The 26,945-nt window shown below is 34.0% G+C and carries 26 protein-coding genes; 21 read left to right on the forward strand and 5 right to left on the reverse strand.

What is annotated here, in order from left to right:
• The first annotated feature begins 13 nt into the window (after nucleotides 1-13).
• From NSS86_RS13570 to lrgB, 18 genes are all read left to right on the forward strand, one after another.
• Nucleotides 14-292, forward strand: coding sequence for a PTS sugar transporter subunit IIB (locus NSS86_RS13570; RefSeq protein WP_000815795.1), 279 nt, complete (start codon nucleotides 14-16; stop codon nucleotides 290-292).
• A 226-nt stretch (nucleotides 293-518) separates the two neighbouring features.
• Nucleotides 519-1,778 carry a PTS galactitol transporter subunit IIC gene (locus NSS86_RS13575; RefSeq protein WP_000120109.1) on the forward strand — a complete coding sequence of 420 codons (1,260 nt, stop codon included), beginning with the start codon at nucleotides 519-521 and terminating at the stop codon, nucleotides 1,776-1,778.
• 17 nt (nucleotides 1,779-1,795) lie between these two features.
• The gene (locus tag NSS86_RS13580; RefSeq protein ID WP_000646202.1) at nucleotides 1,796-2,851 is read left to right on the forward strand and encodes a zinc-binding dehydrogenase; all 1,056 of its coding nucleotides are present in this window, start codon (nucleotides 1,796-1,798) and stop codon (nucleotides 2,849-2,851) included.
• 1 nt (nucleotide 2,852) lies between these two features.
• Entirely contained in the window at nucleotides 2,853-2,999 is a 147-nt protein-coding gene (locus tag NSS86_RS13585) for a hypothetical protein (protein WP_000230358.1), read from the forward strand.
• Nucleotides 3,000-3,022: 23 nt separating this feature from the next.
• Nucleotides 3,023-4,066: a galactitol-1-phosphate 5-dehydrogenase gene (locus NSS86_RS13590; protein ID WP_000645608.1), complete on the forward strand. Its 1,044-nt coding sequence runs from the start codon at nucleotides 3,023-3,025 to the stop codon at nucleotides 4,064-4,066.
• A 527-nt stretch (nucleotides 4,067-4,593) separates the two neighbouring features.
• Complete coding sequence (locus tag NSS86_RS13595; protein WP_000638475.1) at nucleotides 4,594-5,310, forward strand: 2-C-methyl-D-erythritol 4-phosphate cytidylyltransferase; 717 nt, start codon at nucleotides 4,594-4,596, stop codon at nucleotides 5,308-5,310.
• Nucleotides 5,303-6,328, forward strand: a complete 1,026-nt coding sequence (locus NSS86_RS13600; RefSeq protein WP_000610180.1) for an alcohol dehydrogenase catalytic domain-containing protein — start codon at nucleotides 5,303-5,305, stop codon at nucleotides 6,326-6,328. The genes NSS86_RS13595 and NSS86_RS13600 overlap by 8 nt, the downstream gene beginning before the upstream one ends.
• Nucleotides 6,329-6,349: 21 nt before the next feature.
• A complete protein-coding gene (gene tarK / locus NSS86_RS13605; protein ID WP_000167979.1) occupies nucleotides 6,350-8,044 on the forward strand; it encodes a teichoic acid ribitol-phosphate polymerase TarK in 1,695 nt (564 codons plus the stop codon).
• 427 nt (nucleotides 8,045-8,471) lie between these two features.
• A complete protein-coding gene (tarF, locus tag NSS86_RS13610; protein ID WP_000594811.1) occupies nucleotides 8,472-9,641 on the forward strand; it encodes a teichoic acid glycerol-phosphate transferase TarF in 1,170 nt (389 codons plus the stop codon).
• A gap of 275 nt (nucleotides 9,642-9,916) precedes the next feature.
• The gene (locus tag NSS86_RS13615; protein ID WP_000872486.1) at nucleotides 9,917-10,633 is read left to right on the forward strand and encodes a D-ribitol-5-phosphate cytidylyltransferase; all 717 of its coding nucleotides are present in this window, start codon (nucleotides 9,917-9,919) and stop codon (nucleotides 10,631-10,633) included.
• On the forward strand, nucleotides 10,626-11,651 hold the full coding sequence (locus NSS86_RS13620; RefSeq protein ID WP_000610204.1) for a ribitol-5-phosphate dehydrogenase: 1,026 nt from the start codon (nucleotides 10,626-10,628) through the stop codon (nucleotides 11,649-11,651). The genes NSS86_RS13615 and NSS86_RS13620 overlap by 8 nt, the downstream gene beginning before the upstream one ends.
• 21 nt (nucleotides 11,652-11,672) lie before the next feature.
• Nucleotides 11,673-13,361 carry a teichoic acid ribitol-phosphate polymerase TarL gene (tarL, locus tag NSS86_RS13625; RefSeq protein WP_000240920.1) on the forward strand — a complete coding sequence of 563 codons (1,689 nt, stop codon included), beginning with the start codon at nucleotides 11,673-11,675 and terminating at the stop codon, nucleotides 13,359-13,361.
• 32 nt (nucleotides 13,362-13,393) lie between these two features.
• The gene (tarS, locus tag NSS86_RS13630) at nucleotides 13,394-15,115 is read left to right on the forward strand and encodes a poly(ribitol-phosphate) beta-N-acetylglucosaminyltransferase (RefSeq protein WP_000975351.1); all 1,722 of its coding nucleotides are present in this window, start codon (nucleotides 13,394-13,396) and stop codon (nucleotides 15,113-15,115) included.
• Nucleotides 15,116-15,258: 143 nt separating this feature from the next.
• Nucleotides 15,259-15,933, forward strand: a complete 675-nt coding sequence (gene scdA, locus NSS86_RS13635) for an iron-sulfur cluster repair di-iron protein ScdA (RefSeq protein ID WP_000608818.1) — start codon at nucleotides 15,259-15,261, stop codon at nucleotides 15,931-15,933.
• 244 nt (nucleotides 15,934-16,177) lie between these two features.
• Complete coding sequence (locus NSS86_RS13640) at nucleotides 16,178-17,932, forward strand: sensor histidine kinase (RefSeq protein ID WP_000950281.1); 1,755 nt, start codon at nucleotides 16,178-16,180, stop codon at nucleotides 17,930-17,932.
• 2 nt (nucleotides 17,933-17,934) lie between these two features.
• On the forward strand, nucleotides 17,935-18,675 hold the full coding sequence (locus tag NSS86_RS13645; RefSeq protein WP_000645452.1) for a response regulator transcription factor LytR: 741 nt from the start codon (nucleotides 17,935-17,937) through the stop codon (nucleotides 18,673-18,675).
• Nucleotides 18,676-18,787: 112 nt separating this feature from the next.
• Entirely contained in the window at nucleotides 18,788-19,231 is a 444-nt protein-coding gene (gene lrgA, locus NSS86_RS13650) for an antiholin-like murein hydrolase modulator LrgA (protein ID WP_001792906.1), read from the forward strand.
• Entirely contained in the window at nucleotides 19,224-19,925 is a 702-nt protein-coding gene (gene lrgB, locus NSS86_RS13655) for an antiholin-like protein LrgB (RefSeq protein ID WP_000607067.1), read from the forward strand. Before lrgA ends, lrgB begins: the two co-directional genes overlap by 8 nt.
• Nucleotides 19,926-20,032: 107 nt before the next feature.
• Here lrgB and NSS86_RS13660 read toward each other — a convergent pair whose 3' ends face one another.
• Nucleotides 20,033-20,737 (reverse strand): GntR family transcriptional regulator, encoded by a 705-nt coding sequence (locus NSS86_RS13660; RefSeq protein ID WP_000922320.1) that lies wholly within the window; start codon nucleotides 20,735-20,737, stop codon nucleotides 20,033-20,035.
• 148 nt (nucleotides 20,738-20,885) lie between these two features.
• Between NSS86_RS13660 and NSS86_RS13665 the strand changes: the two genes are divergently transcribed.
• Entirely contained in the window at nucleotides 20,886-21,677 is a 792-nt protein-coding gene (locus NSS86_RS13665; protein WP_000066931.1) for a glucose PTS transporter subunit IIA, read from the forward strand.
• Between the two features lie 15 nt (nucleotides 21,678-21,692).
• Nucleotides 21,693-23,129 carry a 6-phospho-beta-glucosidase gene (locus tag NSS86_RS13670; protein ID WP_000164003.1) on the forward strand — a complete coding sequence of 479 codons (1,437 nt, stop codon included), beginning with the start codon at nucleotides 21,693-21,695 and terminating at the stop codon, nucleotides 23,127-23,129.
• Between the two features lie 486 nt (nucleotides 23,130-23,615).
• Here NSS86_RS13670 and NSS86_RS13675 read toward each other — a convergent pair whose 3' ends face one another.
• Nucleotides 23,616-24,377 (reverse strand): class I SAM-dependent methyltransferase, encoded by a 762-nt coding sequence (locus tag NSS86_RS13675; protein ID WP_000031262.1) that lies wholly within the window; start codon nucleotides 24,375-24,377, stop codon nucleotides 23,616-23,618.
• Nucleotides 24,378-24,395: 18 nt separating this feature from the next.
• Here NSS86_RS13675 and NSS86_RS13680 point away from each other — a divergent pair, with 18 nt between their 5' ends.
• Entirely contained in the window at nucleotides 24,396-24,530 is a 135-nt protein-coding gene (locus tag NSS86_RS13680; protein WP_001789860.1) for a hypothetical protein, read from the forward strand.
• Nucleotides 24,531-24,627: 97 nt separating this feature from the next.
• Here NSS86_RS13680 and rbsK read toward each other — a convergent pair whose 3' ends face one another.
• The 3 genes from rbsK to rbsU are packed head-to-tail and all read right to left on the reverse strand — an operon-like array spanning nucleotide 24,628 to nucleotide 26,870.
• Nucleotides 24,628-25,542 carry a ribokinase gene (gene rbsK, locus NSS86_RS13685; RefSeq protein ID WP_000182746.1) on the reverse strand — a complete coding sequence of 305 codons (915 nt, stop codon included), beginning with the start codon at nucleotides 25,540-25,542 and terminating at the stop codon, nucleotides 24,628-24,630.
• A 27-nt stretch (nucleotides 25,543-25,569) separates the two neighbouring features.
• Nucleotides 25,570-25,974: a D-ribose pyranase gene (gene rbsD, locus NSS86_RS13690; RefSeq protein ID WP_000747873.1), complete on the reverse strand. Its 405-nt coding sequence runs from the start codon at nucleotides 25,972-25,974 to the stop codon at nucleotides 25,570-25,572.
• Between the two features lie 14 nt (nucleotides 25,975-25,988).
• Nucleotides 25,989-26,870 carry a ribose transporter RbsU gene (gene rbsU, locus NSS86_RS13695; RefSeq protein ID WP_000029196.1) on the reverse strand — a complete coding sequence of 294 codons (882 nt, stop codon included), beginning with the start codon at nucleotides 26,868-26,870 and terminating at the stop codon, nucleotides 25,989-25,991.
• Nucleotides 26,871-26,945: the final 75 nt, after the last annotated feature.

Raw genomic sequence — 26,945 nt, forward strand, 5'->3', positions numbered from 1 at the left:
GGAGGAATTGAAAATGAAACAAGTATTAGTAGCGTGTGGTGCAGGTATTGCAACGTCAACAGTAGTAAATAATGCAATTGAGGAAATGGCAAAGGAACACAATATTAAAGTAGATATTAAACAAATCAAAATTACAGAAGTTGGACCTTATGAAGACACTGCAGATTTATTAGTTACAACTGCAATGACAAAGAAAGAATATAAATTCCCAGTTATCAACGCACGTAATTTCTTAACTGGTATTGGTATTGAAGAAACAAAACAACAAATCTTAACAGAGTTACAAAAATAACGGAATTGATATGTAACGTGGGTCAATAACATATAAATATATGCAAATTGCATATAAATGACTATCACGACAAATGATTGTTGATGACATAGAAACGCAGTGACTGTAATTCAAAGGGACTGCAGTCGAATGTAGCAAGGGTTGTCGTTGAAATGACCGTAACGTCAAATGTAATCACAATCGGAAAGTATCGTGACAATGCATATATAACAGGGAGGGTTTAAATATGAGTTACTTCACTGATTTTGTAAGGGGATTTTTAGATTTAGGTGCAACTGTTATTTTACCGGTTGTCATATTCTTGCTTGGCCTATTCTTTAGGCAGAAAATTGGAGCGGCATTTAGGTCTGGTTTAACAATAGGTGTGGCTTTTGTAGGGATTTTCTTAGTCATCGATTTATTAGTTAAAAATTTAGGGCCAGCAGCACAAGCGATGGTTAAAAATTTAGGCGTCAGTCTGAATGTGATTGATGTAGGTTGGCCAGCAACATCATCTATCGCTTGGGCATCATCTGTCGCAGCATTTATTATTCCACTCGGAATCATAGTTAACGTTGTATTGCTAGTAACTAAAGTGACAAAGACGATGAATGTAGATATTTGGAATTTTTGGCATTATACGTTTACAGCAGCAATGGTTTATGCCGTATCAGGCAGTATTTGGCAAGCGTTATTAGCAGCAGTTATTTTCCAAGTTATCTGTTTGAAAGTAGCAGATTGGACAGCACCGATGATGAGTGAGTTCTTTGATTTACCAGGTGTATCGATTGCGACAGGAAGCACGATTTCTTATGCACCAGGTATTTACTTAGTTAAATTGTTACAAAAAGTACCCGGTCTGAATAAGTTAGATGCTGATCCTGAAACAATTCAAAAACGTTTTGGCGCATTTGGAGAGTCTATATTTGTCGGCTTAATTTTAGGTTTAGGTATTGGTGTGTTAGCAGGTTACAAACCTGGAGACATCATTAATTTAGGAATGTCAATGGCTGCAGTAATGGTATTAATGCCTAGAATGGTAAAAATCTTAATGGAAGGTTTAATGCCAGTTTCAGAGTCTGCAAGAACATGGCTAAATAAACGTTTTGGCGAACGTGAAATTTATATTGGATTGGATGCGGCTGTAGCATTAGGTCATCCAGCGGTTATTTCGACAGCATTAATTTTAGTACCTATCACTGTTTTATTAGCCGTTATTTTACCAGGAAACCAAGTACTACCTTTTGGTGACTTAGCAACTATACCATTTGTTGTCGCGTTTATTGTTGGTGCAGCAAGAGGAAACATTATTCATTCTGTCATTGTGGGTACGATTATGATTGCAATTTCATTATATATTGCAACAGACGTAGCACCCATTTTCACAGATATGGCGAAAGGTACGAATGTACAAATGCCAAAAGGTTCATCTGAAATTTCAAGTATTGATCAAGGTGGTAATATCGTTAACTATCTTATCTTTAAACTATTTAGTCTATTCAATTAAAAATCGAGGTGTTTGTGGTGAAAGCTTTAGTAAAAACAAGAGAAGGACATGGCAACTTAGAACTTCTTGATAAAGAAGTTGCAACACCGCTAGATGATAAAGTAAAGATTAAAGTACATTATGCAGGAATTTGTGGCACAGACATTCATACTTATGAAGGGCATTATAAAGTTAATTTTCCAGTGACATTAGGTCATGAATTTTCTGGTGAAATCGTTGAAGTTGGAGCAGACGTTAAAGATTTTAAAGTTGGTGACCGTGTCACTTCTGAAACTACATTCTATGTTTGTAATGAGTGTGAATACTGTAAATCAAAAGACTATAATTTATGCAACCATCGAAAAGGTATTGGAACACAAGTTGATGGCGCATTTACTAATTATGTCATTGCACGTGAAGAAAGTTTGCATCATATTCCAGACGAAGTATCGTATCAGTCTGCAGCTATGACAGAACCATTAGCATGTGCACATCATGGCGTTTCTAAGATTCAAGTGAACTCTGGCGATGTAGCAGTTGTAATGGGACCTGGGCCAATCGGATTACTTGTAGCACAAGTGTTGAAAAGTAAAGGCGCAACTGTTGTGGTAACTGGATTGGACAATGACAAAGTCAGATTAGATAAAGCAGAAGCATTGCACATGGATTATGTAGTCAATTTACAACAAACAGACTTAAAAACGTATATCAATGGAATTACAGACGGTTACGGTGCAGATGTTGTTGTTGAATGTTCAGGTGCAGTTCCAGCAGCACGACAAGGTTTAGATATTATACGCAAAAAAGGTTTCTACAGTCAAATAGGTATTTTTAAGGATGCTGAAATTCCATTTGATATGGAAAAAGTGATTCAAAAAGAAATAACAGTTGTTGGTAGTAGAAGTCAAAAGCCAGCAGATTGGGAACCTTCATTGCAACTTATGGCGGATGGTTTAGTAAATGCTGAAGCTTTGGTGACAAAAATATATGATATTTCGAAATGGGACGAGGCGTATCAACATTTAAAATCTGGCGAAGGTATTAAAGCATTACTTAAGCCGCTCGATTTAGATGAAAATGAAGGAGTGAATTAATATGGTAGAATCAATGCTAACTTTTATGCTTGGGCCATTAAGACAAATCACTGATTTTTATATGGAACATTTACTCGTAAGTAATTCCATCGTCATTGCAGGTTATTTTGCGACAGGTATTTTTAAAAAGAAAAAAGTTGTGAATTAAATCAAATTTGAGGTGATTTACAAGTGAAAGCATTGAAATTATATGGCGTAGAAGATTTACGGTATGAGGATAATGAAAAGCCAGTCATTGAAAGTGCGAATGACGTTATTGTTAAAGTACGAGCGACTGGCATATGTGGTTCAGACACGTCACGATACAAAAAAATGGGGCCATACATTAAAGGTATGCCATTTGGTCATGAATTTTCAGGTGTAGTAGATGCCATTGGAAGTGATGTTACGCATGTTAATGTGGGCGACAAAGTGACAGGTTGCCCAGCAATACCTTGTTATCAATGCGAGTATTGTTTGAAAGGTGAATATGCACGATGTGAAAAGTTATTCGTCATTGGCTCATATGAACCTGGATCGTTCGCGGAATATGTCAAATTGCCAGCGCAAAATGTTTTAAAGGTTCCAGACAATGTTGATTACATTGAAGCAGCAATGGTTGAGCCATCAGCCGTTGTTGCGCATGGGTTTTATAAATCGAATATACAACCTGGTATGACTGTTGCAGTAATGGGGTGTGGCAGTATAGGTTTGTTAGCTATTCAATGGGCACGAATATTTGGTGCTGCACATATCATCGCTATAGATATAGATGCGCATAAACTAGATATTGCAACATCATTGGGCGCACATCAAACAATCAATTCAAAAGAAGAAAATCTTGAGAAATTCATCGAAAATCATTACGCCAATCAAATCGATTTAGCTATAGAATCATCAGGTGCTAAAGTTACGATTGGTCAAATATTGACGCTACCTAAAAAAGGTGGCGAGGTGGTATTACTCGGAATACCATATGATGATATTGAGATTGATCGCGTTCATTTTGAAAAAATTCTGCGTAACGAGTTGACAGTATGTGGCTCTTGGAACTGTTTGTCCAGTAATTTTCCGGGCAAAGAGTGGACGGCAACCTTACATTATATGAAGACGAAAGATATTAATGTAAAGCCTATTATTTCTCATTTTTTACCGTTAGAAAAAGGCCCGGAGACATTTGATAAATTAGTTAACAAGAAAGAACGATTTGATAAAGTCATGTTTACGATTTATTAGTATGCACCTTTGAGGACGAAAACGCTGGTATAGTTATAGCTATGAAAGTGCGAATGCCGTCTGGTCTACAGATACTATCGAAATAATTCATCTTCGAATATACGTTGATAAATAGCCGGTTTACTTGTGTGAAATATGCTTGTGAATCGGTTGTTTTGCATTTTGTATACTTAAAATGAGATGGCAATATTTGATAATTTTTAAAGTGAAAATCAAGTACAGCCACTTAATAAGATAAATTTATTATAATATATGGTAAAATGATGGCAGTAATAATGAATTTGAAAAAGAGTAAACATTAATACCTTTAACAATTTAATATCGTCAGAGTTAATGATTAACTGCATGGCAAAACAACTTAGAATGGTCAGTTACAAAAATACATTTTTATAAAAAATTATCACACTATTGTGACAACTATCTTTGGATTAATAAAAGAGGCAAGTGAGCAATAGGTTAGGCTTATGTGCGGGCATAGGTCAGTAATGTATAAATGGAAATGATGTAATGACAGAATGGAGGACAACATGATTTATGCAGGTATTTTAGCAGGAGGTATTGGTTCGAGAATGGGGAACGTGCCATTACCAAAACAATTTTTAGATATTGATAATAAACCGATTTTAATCCATACAATTGAGAAGTTCATTTTAGTGAGTGAATTTAATGAGATTATTATCGCAACGCCAGCACAGTGGATTTCCCATACACAGGATATTTTAAAAAAATATAACATTACAGATCAACGTGTCAAAGTAGTTGCAGGTGGTACGGATCGAAACGAAACAATTATGAACATTATCGACCATATTCGCAATGTAAATGGAATTAATAATGATGATGTGATTGTAACTCATGATGCCGTAAGACCATTTTTAACTCAACGTATTATTAAAGAGAACATTGAAGTAGCAGCAAAATATGGTGCAGTAGATACAGTCATTGAAGCAATTGATACGATTGTAATGTCTAAAGATAAACAGAACATACACAGTATCCCTGTAAGGAATGAAATGTATCAAGGCCAAACACCACAATCATTTAATATTAAATTATTACAAGATAGTTATCGCGCCTTAAGTAGTGAACAAAAAGAAATCTTATCAGATGCATGTAAAATAATTGTCGAATCTGGACATGCAGTTAAATTGGTACGTGGAGAACTATACAACATTAAAGTGACAACACCGTATGATTTAAAAGTAGCAAATGCCATTATTCAAGGTGATATTGCCGATGATTAATCAAGTATATCAACTCGTTGCACCGAGACAGTTCGACGTCACATATAATAATGTTGATATTTATGGTAATCATGTCATCGTAAGACCTTTATACTTGTCTATTTGTGCAGCTGATCAAAGGTATTACACAGGTCGAAGAGATGAAAATGTACTGCGCAAAAAATTGCCAATGTCATTAGTTCATGAAGCTGTTGGTGAAGTTGTATTCGATAGTAAAGGAGTATTTGAAAAAGGTACGAAAGTAGTAATGGTGCCGAATACACCTACAGAGCAACATCATATTATCGCGGAGAATTACTTAGCCTCTAGTTATTTTAGATCTAGTGGTTATGATGGTTTTATGCAAGACTACGTTGTGATGGCACATGATCGTATCGTTCCGCTGCCTAATGACATTGATTTGAGTACGATTTCATACACAGAGTTAGTGTCAGTAAGTTATCATGCTATACAACGATTTGAACGTAAATCTATACCTTTGAAAAACAGCTTTGGTATTTGGGGTGATGGTAACTTAGGTTATATTACTGCTATTTTGCTACGTAAGTTGTACCCAGAAGCTAAAATTTATGTATTTGGTAAGACAGACTATAAATTAAGTCATTTTTCATTTGTAGATGACATCTTTACAGTAAATCAAATACCAGATGATCTTAAAATTGATCATGCATTTGAATGTGTTGGAGGTAAAGGAAGTCAAGTTGCACTTCAACAAATAGTTGAACATATTTCACCAGAAGGCAGTATTGCTTTGTTAGGCGTAAGTGAATTACCCGTGGAAGTGAATACACGATTAGTACTTGAAAAAGGATTAACGTTGATTGGTAGTAGTCGAAGCGGCTCTAAAGATTTTGAGCAAGTTGTTGATTTATATCGTAAGTACCCAGACATAGTTGAAAAGTTAGCATTATTAAAAGGACATGAAATTAATGTATGTACGATGCAAGATATCGTCCAAGCGTTTGAAATGGATTTATCGACATCTTGGGGAAAAACAGTATTGAAATGGACGATTTAATAAACCGATGGGGGAATAACAATGACAAAAACGAAACAAGCAATACATATTGATAACATATACTGGGAACGTGTTCAGTTATATATTGAAGGACATAGTGAAGGTGTCGATTTAACATCAGGACAATTTGTTCTGAGGAATTTAACCGAAACAAAAACATTAGAAGCAAATGAAATGAAAATAGACGGTAATACATTTATATGTAGATTCAACGTCGCAATATTAGACGATGGGTATTATTTACCAATGGATAAATATTTATTTGTTTATCATGACCAGTTAGAGTATATTGGACAACTTAATCCAAATATTATTGATCAAGCTTATGCGGCATTAAATGAAGAGCAAATTGAAGAATACAATGAGCTGACTACACAAAATGGAAAAGTGAACTATTTATTAGCGTATGATGCTAAAGTTTTCCGTAAAGGTGGCGTATCACAACATACGGTCTATACCATTACTCCGGAAATAGCAAGTGACGTTAACGAATTTGTATTTGATATTGAAATCACCTTACCTCAAGAGAAATCAGGGGTCATTGCGACAAGTGCACACTGGCTTCATAAACAAGGTCATAAAGCTTCATTTGAAAGTAGAAGTTTCTTATTTAAAGCTATTTTTAATATTACAAAGTTACTACATATTAAAAGAAGCAAAACAATATTATTCACATCAGATTCGCGTCCGAATTTATCAGGGAATTTCAAGTATGTATATGATGAGTTACTACGCCAAAAAGTAGATTTTGATTATGATATTAAAACGGTATTTAAGGCGAATATTACGGATAGACGCAAATGGAGAGACAAGTTTAGATTGCCATATTTACTTGGTAAGGCCGATTATATTTTTGTTGATGATTTCCATCCATTAATTTATACGGTTCGCTTTAGACCATCACAAGAAATTATTCAAGTGTGGCATGCTGTTGGTGCCTTTAAAACAGTTGGCTTTAGTCGTACAGGTAAAAAAGGTGGTCCGTTTATCGATTCATTAAACCATCGTAGTTACACGAAAGCATATGTTTCATCAGAAACCGATATTCCATTTTATGCTGAAGCATTTGGAATTAGAGAAGAAAATGTTGTACCAACAGGTGTACCACGTACTGATGTACTATTTGATGAAGCTTATGCAACACAAATTAAACAAGAGATGGAAGATGAATTGCCAATTATAAAAGGTAAGAAAGTTATTCTATTCGCACCGACATTTAGAGGTAATGGTCACGGTACGGCACATTATCCATTTTTTAAAATTGATTTTGAACGTTTAGCAAGATACTGCGAGAAGCATAATGCAGTTGTGTTATTCAAAATGCATCCGTTCGTAAAAAATAGACTTAATATTTCACGTGAACATAGACAATACTTTATCGATGTGTCAGATCATCGTGAAGTTAACGATATTCTCTTTGTTACAGACTTGTTGATTAGTGATTATTCATCTTTAATATATGAATATGCAGTATTTAAAAAGCCGATGATTTTCTATGCATTTGACTTAGAAGATTACATTACGACGCGTGATTTCTATGAACCATATGAATCATTTGTTCCAGGTAAAATTGTACAATCCTTTGATGCATTAATGGATGCTTTGGACACTGAAGATTATGAGGTTGAAAAAGTTGTACCATTCTTAGATAAACATTTTAAATATCAAGATGGTCGCTCAAGTGAACGTTTAGTCAAAGATTTGTTTAGACGCTAATGTTGGCATATATTACTTGCCATGCAAATGAGTCATAAGGCATAGTTTTCAAGAAGGGTTCTGACAATGAAGTGAGCAACATGTCATGATGAGAAGCAGGACTATACAATGAGAATAACCTTTTGATTTTTCATGCATAAGGCGATTCAATCAAAAGCAATCACCTTCCAACTGAATTGTCATTTTGTAAAATAAAATAATCGATCCAATCGTTATCTAATTCATAAATGTGTAAACACATACGTTATGAATGGATAACGATTTTTTGTTATGTTAAAGTGGTACATTAATCATGTATTTCGTATGATAATTAACGACAAGTGTAATGGTTAAATGTATTTTATGATGAAATGCTATAATAGGCATGGTTACAATGAGCTTGCTCATACATATTAATATAATTACAAAAACACGTCGGAGGTACGACATGATTAAAAATACAATTAAAAAATTGATAGAACATAGTATATATACGACTTTTAAATTACTATCAAAATTGCCAAACAAGAATCTAATTTATTTTGAAAGCTTTCATGGTAAACAATACAGCGACAACCCCAAAGCATTATATGAATACTTAACTGAACATAGCGATGCCCAATTAATATGGGGTGTGAAAAAAGGATATGAACACATATTCCAACAGCACAATGTACCATATGTTACAAAGTTTTCAATGAAATGGTTTTTAGCGATGCCAAGAGCGAAAGCGTGGATGATTAACACACGTACACCAGATTGGTTATATAAATCACCGCGAACGACGTACTTACAAACATGGCATGGCACGCCATTAAAAAAGATTGGTTTGGATATTAGTAACGTTAAAATGCTAGGAACAAATACTCAAAATTACCAAGATGGCTTTAAAAAAGAAAGCCAACGGTGGGATTATCTAGTGTCACCTAATCCATATTCGACATCGATATTTCAACATGCATTTCATGTTAGTCGAGATAAGATTTTGGAAACAGGTTATCCAAGAAATGATAAATTATCACATAAACGCAATGATACTGAATATATTAATGGTATTAAGACAAGATTAAATATTCCATTAGATAAAAAAGTGATTATGTACGCGCCAACTTGGCGTGACGATGAAGCGATTCGAGAAGGTTCATATCAATTTAATGTTAACTTTGATATAGAAGCTTTGCGTCAAGCGCTGGATGATGATTATGTTATTTTATTACGCATGCATTATTTAGTTGTGACACGTATTGATGAACATGATGATTTTGTGAAAGACGTTTCAGATTATGAAGACATTTCGGATTTATACTTAATCAGCGATGCGTTAGTTACCGACTACTCATCTGTCATGTTCGACTTCGGTGTATTAAAGCGTCCGCAAATTTTCTATGCATATGACTTAGATAAATATGGCGATGAGCTTAGAGGTTTTTACATGGATTATAAAAAAGAGTTGCCAGGTCCAATTGTTGAAAATCAAACAGCACTCATTGATGCATTAAAACAAATCGATGAGACTGCAAATGAGTATATTGAAGCACGAACGGTATTTTATCAAAAATTCTGTTCATTAGAAGATGGACAAGCGTCACAACGAATTTGCCAAACGATTTTTAAGTGATAACTTAAAAACAATAAAAAATTATAAATTAATTAGTTAAGTGATATAAATAATAAACGAAATGTTTGCTTGTATGTTATTATTTGTGTATGAAAACGTCTGATATAATGTAATATAGGTTTAAACAAAATATGCTAAAATATAAGCAAAATATGTATAATTTTAAGTAATACACAGACATTTAGAGTTTTGATTTTAAAATGAGTTTTCAATTGGAAAATGCAACGAAATTTAAATAATTAAATATAGATATAGTTGAATGGAGGAAGTATTTTATGAAATACGCTGGTATTCTAGCTGGAGGTATAGGCTCAAGAATGGGTAACGTACCTTTACCTAAACAATTTTTAGATTTAGACAACAAACCGATTTTAATCCATACATTAGAAAAATTTATTTTAATTAATGATTTTGAAAAAATTATTATCGCGACGCCACAACAATGGATGACGCATACGAAAGATACACTTAGAAAATTCAAAATTTCTGATGAAAGAATTGAAGTCATTCAAGGTGGTAGCGATCGTAACGATACAATTATGAATATCGTTAAACATATTGAATCAACAAATGGTATTAACGATGACGATGTCATTGTGACACATGATGCAGTTAGACCATTTTTAACGCATCGTATTATTAAAGAAAATATTCAAGCTGCTTTAGAGTACGGTGCAGTAGATACAGTGATTGATGCTATAGATACGATTGTTACATCTAAAGATAATCAAACGATTGATGCAATTCCAGTGCGTAATGAAATGTACCAAGGTCAAACACCTCAATCGTTTAATATTAATTTATTAAAAGAAAGCTATGCACAGTTGAGTGATGAGCAAAAGAGTATTTTATCTGATGCTTGTAAGATTATTGTAGAAACAAACAAACCGGTTCGACTTGTAAAAGGTGAGTTATATAACATTAAAGTAACAACACCTTACGATTTAAAAGTAGCGAATGCTATTATTCGAGGTGGTATTGCCGATGATTAATCAAGTATATCAATTAGTTGCACCTAGACAATTTGAAGTTACGTATAACAACGTAGATATTTACAGTGACTATGTCATTGTACGTCCTTTATATATGTCAATTTGTGCTGCCGATCAAAGATATTATACTGGTAGCCGTGATGAGAATGTCTTATCTCAGAAATTGCCAATGTCTTTAATTCATGAAGGTGTTGGTGAGGTCGTATTTGACAGTAAAGGTGTGTTTAATAAAGGTACAAAAGTAGTTATGGTACCGAATACGCCGACAGAAAAAGACGATGTCATTGCTGAAAACTATTTAAAATCGAGCTACTTCAGATCAAGTGGACATGATGGGTTTATGCAAGATTTTGTGTTGCTAAATCATGATAGAGCTGTACCACTACCTGATGATATTGATTTAAGTATTATTTCATATACAGAGCTTGTAACAGTAAGTTTGCATGCTATTCGTCGTTTTGAAAAGAAATCTATTTCAAATAAAAATACATTTGGTATTTGGGGTGATGGTAACTTAGGTTACATTACAGCCATTTTATTACGTAAATTATATCCAGAGTCTAAAATATATGTCTTTGGTAAAACAGATTATAAATTGAGTCACTTCTCATTTGTTGATGATGTCTTCTTTATTAATAAAATACCTGAAGGCTTAACATTTGATCATGCATTTGAGTGCGTTGGTGGGCGTGGTAGCCAATCAGCAATAAATCAAATGATTGATTATATTTCACCAGAAGGAAGCATTGCACTGTTAGGTGTAAGTGAGTTCCCAGTAGAAGTTAATACACGTCTAGTATTGGAAAAAGGACTAACGTTGATTGGTAGTAGTCGAAGTGGTTCAAAAGATTTCCAAGATGTTGTAGACTTATACATTCAATACCCAGATATTGTAGATAAATTAGCGTTGTTAAAAGGTCAAGAATATGAAATTGCAACAATTAATGATCTTACAGAAGCTTTTGAAGCAGACCTGTCTACATCTTGGGGTAAAACAGTATTAAAATGGATTATGTAAATAGAAAAGGATGAATTAACGTTGGTTAAAAGTAAGATATATATAGATAAAATCTATTGGGAACGTGTTCAGTTATTCGTTGAAGGACATAGTGAAAACCTAGATTTAGAAGATAGTAATTTTGTATTAAGAAATTTAACTGAGACACGTACAATGAAGGCGAATGATGTCAAAATAGATGGGAATCAATTCGTTTGTCGTTTCAATGTAGCTATCTTAGATAATGGTTATTACTTACCTGAAGATAAGTACTTATTAGTGAATGAGCAAGAACTTGATTATATTGCACAGTTAAACCCAGATGTGATTAATGATGCATATCAAAATCTAAAGCCAGAACAAGAAGAAGAATACAACGAATTAGAAACACAAAATGGTAAAATCAATTTCTTATTGCAGACTTACCTAAAAGAATTTAGAAAAGGCGGCATTTCGAAGAAAACGGTTTATACTGTTACACCTGAAATTTCTAGCGATGTTAATGAATTTGTCCTTGATGTTGTTGTAACGACTCCGGAAGTTAAAAGTATTTATATCGTTCGTAAATATAAAGAATTACGTAAGTATTTCCGCAAACAATCATTTAATACAAGACAATTTATTTTTAAAGCGATATTTAATACGACGAAATTTTTCCACTTGAAAAAAGGGAATACGGTGTTGTTCACATCAGACTCTAGACCAACGATGTCTGGAAACTTTGAATACATCTATAACGAAATGTTACGTCAAAATTTAGATAAAAAGTATGATATTCACACTGTTTTTAAAGCGAATATTACAGATAGACGTGGCATCATCGACAAGTTTAGATTGCCATATTTACTTGGGAAGGCAGACTACATCTTTGTTGATGACTTTCACCCATTGATTTATACAGTGCGTTTTAGACGTTCTCAAGAAGTTATTCAAGTATGGCATGCCGTTGGTGCCTTTAAAACAGTTGGCTTTAGTCGTACTGGTAAAAAGGGTGGACCATTTATTGATTCATTAAATCATCGTAGCTATACAAAAGCTTATGTATCATCTGAAACCGATATTCCATTCTACGCTGAAGCATTTGGTATTAAAGAGAAAAATGTAGTGCCTACAGGTGTTCCACGTACTGATGTACTATTTGATGAAGCTTATGCGACACAGATCAAACAAGAGATGGAAGATGAATTACCAATTATTAAAGGTAAGAAAGTCATTCTTTTCGCACCAACATTTAGAGGTAGTGGTCATGGTACAGCACATTACCCATTTTTCAAAATTGATTTCGAACGTTTAGCAAGATATTGCGAAAAAAATAACGCGGTTGTATTATTTAAAATGCATCCATTTGTGAAAAATAGACTTAATATTGCAGACAAACATAAACAATATTTTGTTGACGTTTCTGACTTTAGAGAAGTTAATGATATACTGTTCATAACAGATTTATTAATTAGTGACTATTCATCTTTAATATATGAATATGCAGTATTTAAAAAGCCAATGATTTTCTATGCATTTGATTTAGAAGATTATATTACGACGCGTGATTTTTATGAACCATATGAATCATTTGTTCCAGGTAAAATTGTGCAATCATTTGACGCATTAATGGACGCCTTGGACAATGAAGATTATGAAGGAGAAAAAGTCATTCCATTCTTAGATAAACATTTTAAATATCAAGATGGCCGATCAAGTGAGCGTTTAGTCAGAAATTTATTTGGTAGCTAAGTTTATATAGTAGTCAAAGTGGGAGAGGTATAATGATGAAATTTTCAGTAATAGTTCCAACATACAATTCAGAAAAGTATATAACAGAATTACTTAATAGCCTTGCGAAACAAGATTTTCCGAAAACTGAATTTGAAGTGGTTGTAGTTGATGACTGTTCAACAGATCAAACGTTACAAATAGTTGAAAAGTATCGCAATAAATTGAACTTGAAAGTAAGTCAACTCGAAACAAATTCTGGTGGTCCAGGTAAACCTAGAAATGTGGCGTTAAAACAAGCAGAAGGTGAATTTGTATTATTTGTGGACTCCGATGACTATATAAACAAAGAGACTTTAAAGGATGCAGCAGCATTTATTGATGAACATCACTCAGATGTCTTATTGATTAAAATGAAAGGTGTTAATGGTCGTGGTGTACCACAATCTATGTTTAAAGAAACAGCACCTGAAGTTACTTTGTTAAATTCAAGAATTATCTATACTTTAAGCCCGACTAAAATCTATAGAACAGCATTACTAAAAGATAATGACATTTATTTTCCAGAAGAATTAAAGAGTGCAGAAGATCAATTATTTACAATGAAAGCATATTTGAATGCAAATCGAATCAGTGTGTTAAGTGATAAAGCGTATTATTATGCTACAAAGCGTGAAGGTGAACATATGAGTAGTGCGTATGTTTCACCTGAAGACTTTTACGAAGTCATGAGATTGATTGCTGTAGAAATATTAAATGCAGATTTAGAAGAAGCTCATAAAGATCAAATCTTAGCAGAATTTTTAAATCGTCATTTTAGTTTTTCTCGTACGAATGGCTTCTCACTTAAAGTTAAACTTGAAGAGCAACCACAATGGATTAATGCTCTAGGAGACTTTATACAAGCAGTTCCAGAACGTGTAGATGCATTGGTGATGAGTAAATTACGACCATTGTTGCACTACGCGAGAGCGAAAGATATAGACAACTATAGAACTGTAGAAGAAAGTTACCGTCAAGGTCAATACTACCGTTTTGATATTGTAGATGGTAAATTAAACATTCAATTCAATGAAGGCGAACCATACTTTGAAGGCATTGATATCGCTAAGCCAAAAGTGAAAATGACAGCATTTAAATTTGATAATCATAAAATTGTTACAGAGCTAACGTTAAATGAATTTATGATTGGCGAAGGACATTATGATGTCAGACTTAAATTACATTCACGAAACAAGAAGCACACAATGTATGTACCTTTAAGTGTCAATGCGAATAAACAATATCGTTTTAACATTATGTTAGAAGATATTAAAGCGTATTTACCTAAAGAAAAAATTTGGGATGTTTTCTTAGAAGTCCAAATAGGTACGGAAGTATTTGAAGTGCGTGTTGGTAATCAACGTAATAAATATGCATATACTGCAGAAACAAGTGCATTAATTCATTTAAATAATGATTTTTATAGATTAACACCGTATTTCACAAAAGACTTTAATAACATTTCGTTATACTTTACAGCTATTACATTAACGGATTCAATCTCAATGAAGTTAAAAGGTAAAAACAAAATCATTTTAACTGGTCTGGATCGTGGTTATGTATTTGAAGAAGGTATGGCTAGTGTCGTGCTAAAAGACGACATGATTATGGGAATGTTAAGCCAAACGTCAGAAAACGAAGTGGAAATCTTACTTAGTAAAGATATTAAGAAGCGAGACTTCAAAAATATTGTTAAGTTAAACACTGCACATATGACTTACTCGCTAAAATAAATAATAAATGCCCTCAAATCTATGTGAACTAACATAATTTGAGGGTTTTATTTTGCTATTTATGAAATGATTATGACATTTCCCTGATTTTCATTTTCATATACATTAAATTGTATACACTGAAAATGAGGAGGTCGTCTATAATGATAAATAAAAATGACATAGTAGCAGATATAGTAATAGATTATCCGAAAGCAGCAGATATTTTTAGAAGCGTAGGTATAGACTTTTGTTGCGGTGGACAAGTAAGTATAGAAGCAGCATCCTTAGAAAAGAAAAATGTAGATTTGAACGAATTATTACAGCGTCTCAATGACGTTGAACAAACGAATACACCAGGTTCGCTTAACCCTAAATTTTTAAATGTTTCGTCACTTATTCAATATATTCAAGCAGCATATCATGAACCTCTTAGAGAAGAATTTAAAAATTTAACACCTTATGTGACGAAATTATCGAAAGTACATGGACCTAACCATCCATATTTAGTCGAGTTAAAAGAAACATATGATACATTTAAAAGTGGCATGTTAGAGCATATGCAAAAAGAAGATGATGTTGATTTTCCAAAACTAATTAAATATGAACAAGGTGAAGTAGTAAACGATATTAATACAGTGATTGATGATTTAGTATCTGATCACATTGCAACGGGACAATTGTTAGTGAAAATGAGCGATTTAACATCTAGCTATGAACCACCGATAGAGGCATGTGGTACGTGGCGACTCGTTTATCAGAGATTAAAAGCACTTGAAGTGTTAACACATGAGCATGTTCATTTAGAGAATCATGTTTTATTTAAAAAAGTATCATAAATAACGCGATTAGAAACTGTTGGCAAAGTAATGTCAGCAGTTTTTCGCTATACTTAACAGAAATTTAGTGATATGAACAGCATTATTTGAAAAGAAAAATGGTCAACTTAGCATAAAAATTGATATGAAAATTTAATGGTATAGATAATTAAATAGTAGCGTGTTTTTTTAATAATTTATTCATGAATTTTACATGCACTATTATGATAAAATAAACATAATTATAATTCACTGAGGTGCTATCGTGCTATCGCTAACAATGTTATTACTTGAGCGTGTAGGTTTAATTATTATTTTGGCCTATGTGTTGATGAATATTCCATATTTTAAAAACTTAATGAATCGTCGACGTACATGGAAAGCACGTTGGCAATTATGTATTATTTTCAGTTTGTTTGCCTTAATGTCTAATTTAACTGGTATCGTCATCGATCATCAACATAGTTTGTCAGGAAGTGTGTACTTCCGTTTAGATGATGATGTATCTTTAGCTAACACACGTGTATTAACGATAGGTGTCGCAGGATTAGTTGGTGGCCCTTTTGTAGGTCTATTTGTTGGCGTTATTTCAGGTATTTTCAGAGTGTATATGGGTGGGGCGGATGCACAAGTTTATCTTATCTCATCTATATTTATCGGTATAATTGCTGGTTATTTTGGCTTACAAGCTCAAAGACGCAAGCGTTACCCGAGTATTGCGAAAAGTGCCATGATTGGAATTGTTATGGAAATGATTCAAATGTTGAGCATTTTAACATTTTCCCACGACAAAGCATATGCGGTTGACCTCATATCATTAATTGCACTACCAATGATTATTGTTAATAGCGTTGGTACGGCGATTTTTATGTCTATTATCATTTCAACATTAAAGCAAGAAGAGCAAATGAAGGCTGTTCAAACACATGACGTACTGCAATTGATGAACCAGACATTGCCGTATTTTAAAGAAGGATTGAATAGAGAATCGGCACAGCAAATTGCGATGATTATTAAAAATTTAATGAAAGTATCTGCCGTAGCAATTACAAGCAAAAATGAAATCTTATCGCATGTAGGTGCAGGTAGTGATCATCACATACCAACAAATGAAATATTAACAAGTCTGTCTAAAGATGTATTGAAATCAGGAAAGTTGAAAGAAGTGCATACTAAAGAAGAGATTGGTTGTAGTCATCCGAATTGCCCGCTTAGAGCAGCTATCGTGATACCACTTGAGATGCATGGTTCTATCGTCGGTACATTGAAGATGTATTTTACAAACCCTAATGATTTAACTTTTGTGGAACGTCAACTTGCAGAAGGATTGGCAAATATTTTTAGTAGCCAAATTGAACTTGGTGAAGCCGAAACGCAAAGTAAGTTATTGAAAGATGCTGAGATTAAGTCATTACAGGCACAAGTGAGTCCACATTTTTTCTTCAATTCAATTAACACGATTTCAGCTTTAGTTAGAATAAATAGCGAAAAGGCACGAGAGTTACTATTAGAATTGAGTTATTTTTTCAGAGCGAATTTACAAGGCTCAAAGCAACATACGATTACTTTAGATAAAGAGTTAAGTCAAGTGCGTGCATACTTATCACTCGAACAAGCACGTTATCCAGGAAGATTTAATATCAATATTAATGTTGAAGACAAATATCGCGATGTGCTTGTACCACCATTTTTAATTCAAATTTTAGTTGAAAATGCCATCAAACATGCGTTTACGAATCGAAAGCAAGGTAACGATATTGACGTGTCAGTGATTAAAGAAACTGCAACACATGTACGTATTATTGTACAAGATAATGGTCAGGGTATTTCTAAAGATAAAATGCATTTGTTGGGAGAAACATCTGTAGAATCAGAATCTGGAACTGGTAGTGCTTTAGAAAATTTAAACTTACGCCTAAAAGGATTATTTGGAAAATCCGCAGCATTACAATTTGAATCGACATCGAGCGGTACCACTTTTTGGTGTGTACTTCCTTATGAAAGACAAGAGGAGGAATAAATATGAAAGCATTAATCATAGATGATGAGCCATTAGCACGTAATGAATTAACATATTTATTAAATGAAATTGGTGGTTTTGAAGAAATTAATGAGGCAGAAAATGTAAAAGAAACATTGGAAGCACTACTGATCAATCAATATGACATTATATTTTTAGATGTCAATTTAATGGATGAAAATGGGATCGAATTAGGAGCTAAGATTCAAAAGATGAAAGAGCCACCTGCGATTATTTTTGCAACTGCACATGACCAATACGCAGTACAGGCATTTGAATTAAATGCGACAGACTATATTTTGAAACCGTTTGGTCAAAAACGTATTGAACAAGCAGTCAATAAAGTGCGTGCGACTAAAGCCAAAGATGATAATAACGCAAGTGCAATTGCGAATGATATGTCGGCGAATTTTGATCAAAGCTTACCTGTTGAAATTGACGATAAAATTCACATGTTAAAGCAACAAAATATTATTGGGATTGGCACACATAATGGTATTACAACCATACATACAACGAATCATAAATACGAAACAACAGAGCCATTGAATCGTTATGAAAAACGATTGAATCCCACTTATTTTATACGTATTCATCGTTCATATATTATTAACACGAAACACATTAAAGAAGTGCAACAATGGTTTAACTACACTTATATGGTAATATTGACAAATGGTGTCAAGATGCAAGTTGGACGTTCATTTATGAAAGATTTTAAAGCGTCGATAGGATTACTTTAACAGTAATCCTTTTTTTTATGCATTTTACCTATGATATTTTGTATTTCGGACTAAAAATCACGCAAATCGAAGTGAGCCATCTATACTTTAGTTAAATCAAACGTAGGAGGCAATGGTCGTGAAACAACAAAAAGACGCATCAAAACCAGCACACTTTTTTCACCAAGTCATTGTAATTGCTTTAGTACTCTTTGTATCGAAAATAATTGAATCATTTATGCCAATTCCTATGCCTGCATCAGTAATCGGTTTAGTATTATTATTTGTATTATTATGTACTGGTGCTGTTAAGTTAGGCGAAGTCGAAAAAGTAGGAACGACACTAACAAATAACATTGGCTTACTCTTCGTACCAGCCGGTATCTCAGTTGTTAACTCTTTAGGTGTCATTAGCCAAGCACCATTTTTAATCATTGGACTAATAATCGTCTCAACAATACTATTACTTATTTGTACTGGCTATGTCACACAAATTATTATGAAAGTTACTTCGAGATCTAAAGGTGACAAAGTCACAAAAAAGATCAAAATAGAGGAGGCACAAGCTCATGATTAACCACTTAGCACTAAACACACCTTACTTCGGAATACTGTTATCCGTTATACCATTTTTCTTAGCGACCATATTATTTGAAAAAACTAATCGTTTCTTCTTATTCGCACCGCTATTTGTCAGTATGGTATTTGGTGTGGCCTTCCTCTATTTAACAGGCATTCCGTATAAGACTTACAAAATAGGTGGAGACATTATTTACTTCTTCTTAGAACCGGCAACAATCTGTTTTGCGATTCCGTTATATAAAAAGCGTGAAGTGCTTGTTAAACATTGGCATCGTATCATAGGAGGTATTGGTATCGGTACAGTTGTAGCGTTATTAATTATTTTAACTTTTGCGAAGTTAGCACAATTTGCCAATGATGTTATTTTATCAATGTTACCTCAAGCAGCAACTACAGCGATTGCGTTACCAGTATCAGCTGGTATCGGTGGTATAAAAGAATTAACATCATTAGCAGTTATTTTAAATGGTGTCATTATTTATGCCCTAGGTAATAAATTCTTGAAGCTTTTCCGAATTACTAACCCTATTGCCCGAGGATTAGCACTTGGAACAAGTGGTCACACATTAGGTGTAGCACCAGCCAAAGAATTAGGACCTGTAGAAGAATCAATGGCAAGTATAGCTTTAGTGTTAGTTGGTGTAGTTGTTGTAGCAGTTGTGCCTGTCTTTGTAGCAATATTCTTCTAAAACGAAAAACCTAAGCAAGATAATAGCAATTTGAGCCATTGTTATTATCGTAAAAAAACGTCTATACTCCAGTTTATAACTGGGATATAGACGTTTTTATGTATTTATTACTTTTTACTAGGAATATAAAACTGTGCATGACGATAATGAAATACGATGTCAGACGAATCAAAGGGTTTGCCAGTCATTGTATAAAAAGTCTGGTGGTAACGTAAACATGGTTCACCTGTAGACAATTGTAGTAATGAAGCTTCACTTGAAGTGAGTTTATCTACATTAAAGAAAATATCTGAAAAACCAATACGAAGTTTCATGTTTGATTCTAAATAATCGAAGATAGAGCCCTTAGCAATATCATCATTTAAATATTTCACGATTTCTTTATGATAATAAGAATATTCGATACATAAAACATCATCGTCCACGAATCTTAATCGCTCTAAATAGTAGACGGTATCATCTGCATTTAATTGGAGTTCATCTTGTACAGATTTAGGTGGCGTTGCCATCTCCTTAAAAACAAGTACCTTACTTGTCATTCGATGTTCACCTAAACTTTTAGAGAAACCATTAGTCTTAAAGACGTTGATACGATTGGCATCTGCAATATTTCTCACATAAATACCACTGCCTTGTGCTTGATAGATCAAACCATCTTGTTCCAATAAGCCTAATGCTTTAATGATAGTACTCTTACTTACTTGATAACGTTCTTTTAATTGCGTCACGTTTGGCAATTTATCACCGGGTTTGAAATTAGATTGATGTATAAACGCATTAAGTTGCTTAGCAATATGTTCATACTTTAACAATATTCTGTCCTCGTTTCACTTTGTCTGTAATTATTATAGCACAAAATATTATAATTGTATCGGCGTTTACAAATTGAACCGGTACAATTATAATTGGAGGTAAGTAAATACATTTTCATTCTACTATCAAGTTGAGGGGGTAATATTTATGAGCAATAAATATAAAGAACAAGCCCAAGACATTCTTACAGCTGTAGGTGGTGTCGAAAACATTGTTGATGCAACGTATGATACGAAGTGCATTACAATTCATATGCAACATACAATTCCTTCTACAGCAAATGAAGTGAAACAAATAGTTGATGTGACATCTGTAGCAGAAAATGATGCGCAGTTAGTCATAAAATTAAATGGAAATGTCGATGAAGTGTATCAGCAATTACAGCGATTAATTAAGAATGCTAATGTCGAAGAGAGTGAGAATACTGACAATATTAATAGCCAAGATACAAGTTATACACCTCAAGTAAAAGTAACAACACCAATTTTAGTGAAAGCACCAATCGCTGGTCGTCGTATTTTACTTAAAGAAGTAAGAGATTCAATTTTTAGAGAGAAAATGGTAGGTGAAGGCTTAGCAATCAAAGCTCATGAAGAATCCAAAGTAATCGCACCGTTCAATGGTTTAATATCTATGATTGTACCAACTAAGCATGCAGTTGGTATTCAATCAGAAGACGGTGTGGACATAGTCATTCATATTGGCGTGAATACAGTTGACTTGGAAGGTAAAGGGTTCAAGTGCTTTGTAAAGCAAAATGATCATGTTGAAGCAGGGCAAACGTTGTTGCAATTCGACCAGCAATATATACAACAACAAGGCTACAATGCTGACGTTATTGTCGTTATTAGCAACTCTGCCGATTTAGGAAAAGTAGAACTGACAATGAATGAAATCATTACGACTGAAGATGTTATTTTTAAAATATTTAAAAACTAGGAGTGTGTTGTAATAATGACAAAATTACCGCAAAATTTTATGTGGGGTGGCGCTCTTGCCGCAAATCAATTTGAAGGTGGATATGAAAAAGGTGGTAAAGGGTTAAGTGTAATTGATGTTATGACGAGTGGTGCACATGGCAAAGCACGTCAGATTACAGAATCTATAGACCTCAATCACTATTATCCAAATCATGAAGGTATTGATTTTTATCATCGTTATAAGGAAGATATTGCCTTGTTTAAAGAAATGGGATTGAAATGTTTACGTACGTCGATTGCGTGGACACGTATCTTTCCGAATGGGGATGAAGATGTGCCAAATGAAGAAGGACTTGCCTTTTATGATCGTATCTTTGATGAATTAATTGCACAAGGTATTGAACCTGTTGTGACGTTATCACATTTTGAGATGCCACTTCATTTAGCGAAACATTATGGTGGATTTAGAAATAGAGAAGTTGTCGATTATTTTGTGCATTTTGCGCGTGTTGTATTTGAAAGATATAAAGATAAAGTTACATATTGGATGACGTTTAATGAAATTAATAATCAGATGGACACATCAAATCCTATCTTTTTATGGACGAATTCTGGGGTAGCATTGACAGAAAATGATAATCCTGAAGAAGTCTTGTATCAAGTAGCACATCATGAACTTTTAGCCAGTGCTTTAGCAGTTCGTCTTGGTAAAGAGATTAATCCGAAGTTTAAGATTGGAACAATGATTTCACATGTACCCATTTATCCATATTCGTGTCATCCGAAAGATATGATGGAAGCACAAATTGCGAATCGCTTACGTTTCTTTTTCCCGGATGTCCAAGTGAGAGGTTATTATCCAAGCTATGCTAAAAAAATGTTGGCACGAAAAGGATATGATGTTGGATGGCAAGAAGGGGACGACAGTATTTTACAGCAGGGCACGGTTGATTATATTGGCTTTAGTTATTACATGTCTACGGCTGTAAAACATGATGTTGATACTACAGTTGAAAACAACATCGTCAACGGTGGTTTGAATCATTCTGTGGAGAATCCGCATATCGCAACGAGTGATTGGGGTTGGGCGATTGATCCAGATGGCTTAAGATATACATTGAATGTGTTATATGATCGTTATCAGTTACCACTTTTTATTGTGGAAAATGGTTTTGGTGCAGTTGATGAAGTGGTAGATGGACATATTCATGATGATTATCGCATTGAATATTTAAAAGCACATATTACAGCAGCGATAGAAGCAGTTGATCAAGATGGTGTAGATTTAATCGGTTATACACCGTGGGGAATCATTGATATTGTTTCATTTACAACCGGTGAAATGAAGAAACGCTATGGTTTAATATATGTTGATCGAGATAATGATGGTCATGGCACGATGGAACGCTTGAAAAAAGATTCGTTCTATTGGTATCAACAAGTGATAGCATCAAATGGAGATAAATTATAAAGGTATATTATAAGTATTTTAGGGTTAGAGCCCGAGACATAAATTAATATAGTAGGACCTACAGTGTTATAATGGCGGGCCCCCAACACAAAGAATTTCGAAAAGAAATTCTACAGGTAATGCAAGTTGGCGGGGCCCCAACACAGAGAAATTCGAAAAGAAATTCTACAGGCAATGCAAGTTGGCGGGGCCCCAACACAGAGAATTTCGAAAAGAAATTCTACAGGTAATGCAAGTTGGGGAAGGACAGGAATAAATTTTGCGAAAATATCATTTCTGTTCCAATCCCGTGATGTTAAAATTTTTAAAAAAATAATGCCACTAACTAAGTATAGTGTTAATGTTTGAGTGTTTATGAAAGTCTTTAACCCAAATTGATGACTTACTAATCAACGATAACGATATTGTTAAGTAGATGATTAGTGTCACAAAGAAATTAAAGTAGCAGTCAAACATAGATACAAAGTACAGTTAGTGGCATTATATTTAGTCCTCTTTTTTAGCGACAAAAGTAATATAATTCATATCTTTACGCAATTTAGTCATCGTTTTAAACATTTTACAAAACATTGGTCGATTTTCTTTTTTTAAAGCATTTTTGATAATCTTTATAGTTCCAACAATACCTTCGTCATAAATTAAACCTTTTGGTGTCATTAAACTCATTGGACCAGTATGATAATGCACATGATTAAAACCAGCTTGATGATATAAATCTAACCAGCCAAGTTTCGTCTGCGGTGAGACATTGACATTAATTGCTGCAGATAATGATTTAACAACATGTGTGGCATGTGATTCATTAACGATGACAATATCATGTGTTAACAAGATACCCCCAGGCTTTAAGACTCGGTAGTACTCGCGTAATGCTTTTTCCTTTATGGCGATGGGTAACATTGTTAACATTGCTTCATTTAAAACGATATCGAATTGATTGTCATCAAAGGGCAATTTAACAGCATTCGCTTGTTGAACTTGAATATATGATTCAAGACCTGCTGCTGAAATATTTTCCTGTGCTTTTTCTAATGCTTTCTTATTTATATCAACGCCTTGAATGTGACAGCCATATGTATGAGCTAGATAAATAGATGTTGTGCACATATTACATGCCACTTCTAACACTTGTTTATCTTGTGAAAATGCCCCTTGTTGTATTAACCAATCTGTTGCTTCTTTACCACCGGGGCGTAGACGAGTTTTTCCTAATTTAGCTAAAAATGTATGACCAGCTTCTTTAGACATAGCATAACCTCCTTTTAATTGATAATTATTATCATTAATATAGCATATTTATATGCAATAATTTGGAAGTTAAAAAGATTACAAAAAATTGTCACTTCATTTATAACTAAACATGAGTCAACAAGCATAGGTTTAGTGGAAAATTATTTCTAATAGATGATGTTTTATAAAGATAAAAAAGCACAGCCATGATATACGAATGTTGCATGTTATATGCTAAACCTTCATATCATAGCTGTGTTTGATTCATTTAAACTTGATTTACTTCTTCTAGTAGAGGAATAGATGCTTGCGCGCCGTGTTTTTGTACAGTGAGTGAGCTCGCTTTATTACCAAAATCAATAGCATCTGCTAAGTTATCTTGCGACTTGTTTAAGCGACTGACAAATGCACCAATAAATGTGTCGCCTGCAGCAGTTGTATCAATCGCATTTACTTTATAAGCTTCGATGTGTTGGCTTTGATTTTTAGTAGCAAAATATGTACCTTGCTTACCTAGCGTAATCAAAACAGTCTTAATGCCTAAAGATAAAAAGTAATTGGCATTGTCTTTCATAGATTGTTCATTAGTTACTTTAATCCCAGATAACAATTCGGCTTCTGTTTCGTTTGGCACAATAATATCGATTAATGATAATAATTCATTAGGTAATGCTTTCGCTGGTGCAGGATTTAATACTGTCGTCACACCATGTGCCTTGGCAATTTCAAATGCAGATATAATAGCCGGGATGGGTACTTCTAATTGTGCAACGACAAAGTCTGCATTGATTATAGCGTCTTTTGCGTTAATAACATCTTCAGGTGTCATCGTCATATTCGCACCACCATAAACATAGATGGTGTTTTGTCCTTCTGCATTCACAGTGATAAAGGCTTGGCCCGTTTTTGCTTCAGTTGTTTTGATAATATATGATGTATCAATATGAGCCGCTTTAAAATCTTCTAAGATGAAATCAGCAACGCCATCAGTGCCAATTTTAGTAATAAATGTTGTGTCTGCTTGCATGCGTGCAGTGGCAATAGCCTGGTTGGCACCTTTACCTCCGCCGAATGCTTTTTGTGCTTCTTCAACATGTAATGTTTCGCCTGGTTGTGCATATCTTTCAACTGTTAAAAATTGATCGACATTCGTTGAACCTAAAATAACAACTTTGTTGGTCATGTGTATGCTCCTTTCAAGTTATAATTTTTAAAAAGTAACATTCGATTCTAATGCAATATTAGAGTAGGGCGTTGTTTCACCAGTACGAATATTACCTTTATTTAATGGGTGAGCTAAGTTACTTTTCATTTCTTCGTGAGGAATGAAAATGATTTCGATTTCCGATGAAATCAATTGTTTAATTTGTTGCAATTGTGTAGGGTTATGTTCTTTTATTTCTTCTGCTAAGTATATTTTTTGGATTTCCATTTCTTCTAACACTGTAGCTAAGACATCAATAAAGCGTGGTAAGTTTTTTGTGACAGCTAGGTCGATACGGCGATGATCATTTGGAATTGGCATGCCAGCGTCATTAATCGTTAATAAATCAAAATGACCAATTGTCGCGATTGCTTTTGAAATATGTTCATTTAAAACAGCTGATTTTTTCATGACATCTACACTCCTTATTTTATAAATACTGTAACAGAAGCGGCTACTAAAATGAGTACTAAGCCGATAATTGTAATAACCATTTCTTTTGAAGTTTTATGTTGTTTTAAGAAATAAATACCAGTTAATGTAGCAAGCACAACGGATGTTTGAGAAAGAATAAATCCAGTTGCTAAACCATTCATATTAGGTTGTGCTGAAATAAGATATGTTAAGGCACCAAATGCAAAGAAGAAACCTGAAATAATTTGTAACCACGTAATTTTATTACGGAATGGATTCTCTGATTTCATATTCATAAAGCCATAAATGACTGCAACAATTACCATACCCATTGCTTGAGGTAAAAAGGCAGTTAGGCCATCAATAGAAGTTGCTTGCGGTGCAGCTGAATATAACCAGTATCCAAATTCACCAATTAACAGAAGTACCACTGCACGACGTAAATTTTTGGCGTTACTTGCTTCTTTGCGTTCACTCCAAACTGTCATACGTGCACCAATTAGAATAACGACTAAAGCTGTAAATCCAATGATTTTATGACCAATGCCTGGCCAATTTCCTAATGCAAAGACACCCCATAAAGATGCGCCTAATAATTGGAATGCTGTTGTGACTGGCATGGCACGAGATGAGCCGATTAATTCGAACGCTTTAAATGTAATGATTTGTCCGAATCCCCATCCTGCACCTGATAATAAGGCGAATAGCAAATTGGTTCCAGTAGGGAAGCCACTTGATGTGACTACGGCTAATATAATAGCGAAGATTAACGTACCTACAGTAGCACCGATAATTTGATGTACAGGTTTACCACCAAACTTTGAAGCGACTGTTGGGAAGAAGCCCCAGCCAATTAAGGGGCCTAACCCGATAAGTAATGCAACAATGCTCATGTTATACACCTCACGATTTGTTTTTAGTAAAACGTTTTACCAATGCCATCGTACCATTTTTATTTGCAAAATGCA

It is taken from the genome of Staphylococcus sp. FSL W8-0056 (assembly GCF_037963075.1).
Taxonomy (GTDB): domain Bacteria; phylum Bacillota; class Bacilli; order Staphylococcales; family Staphylococcaceae; genus Staphylococcus; species Staphylococcus aureus.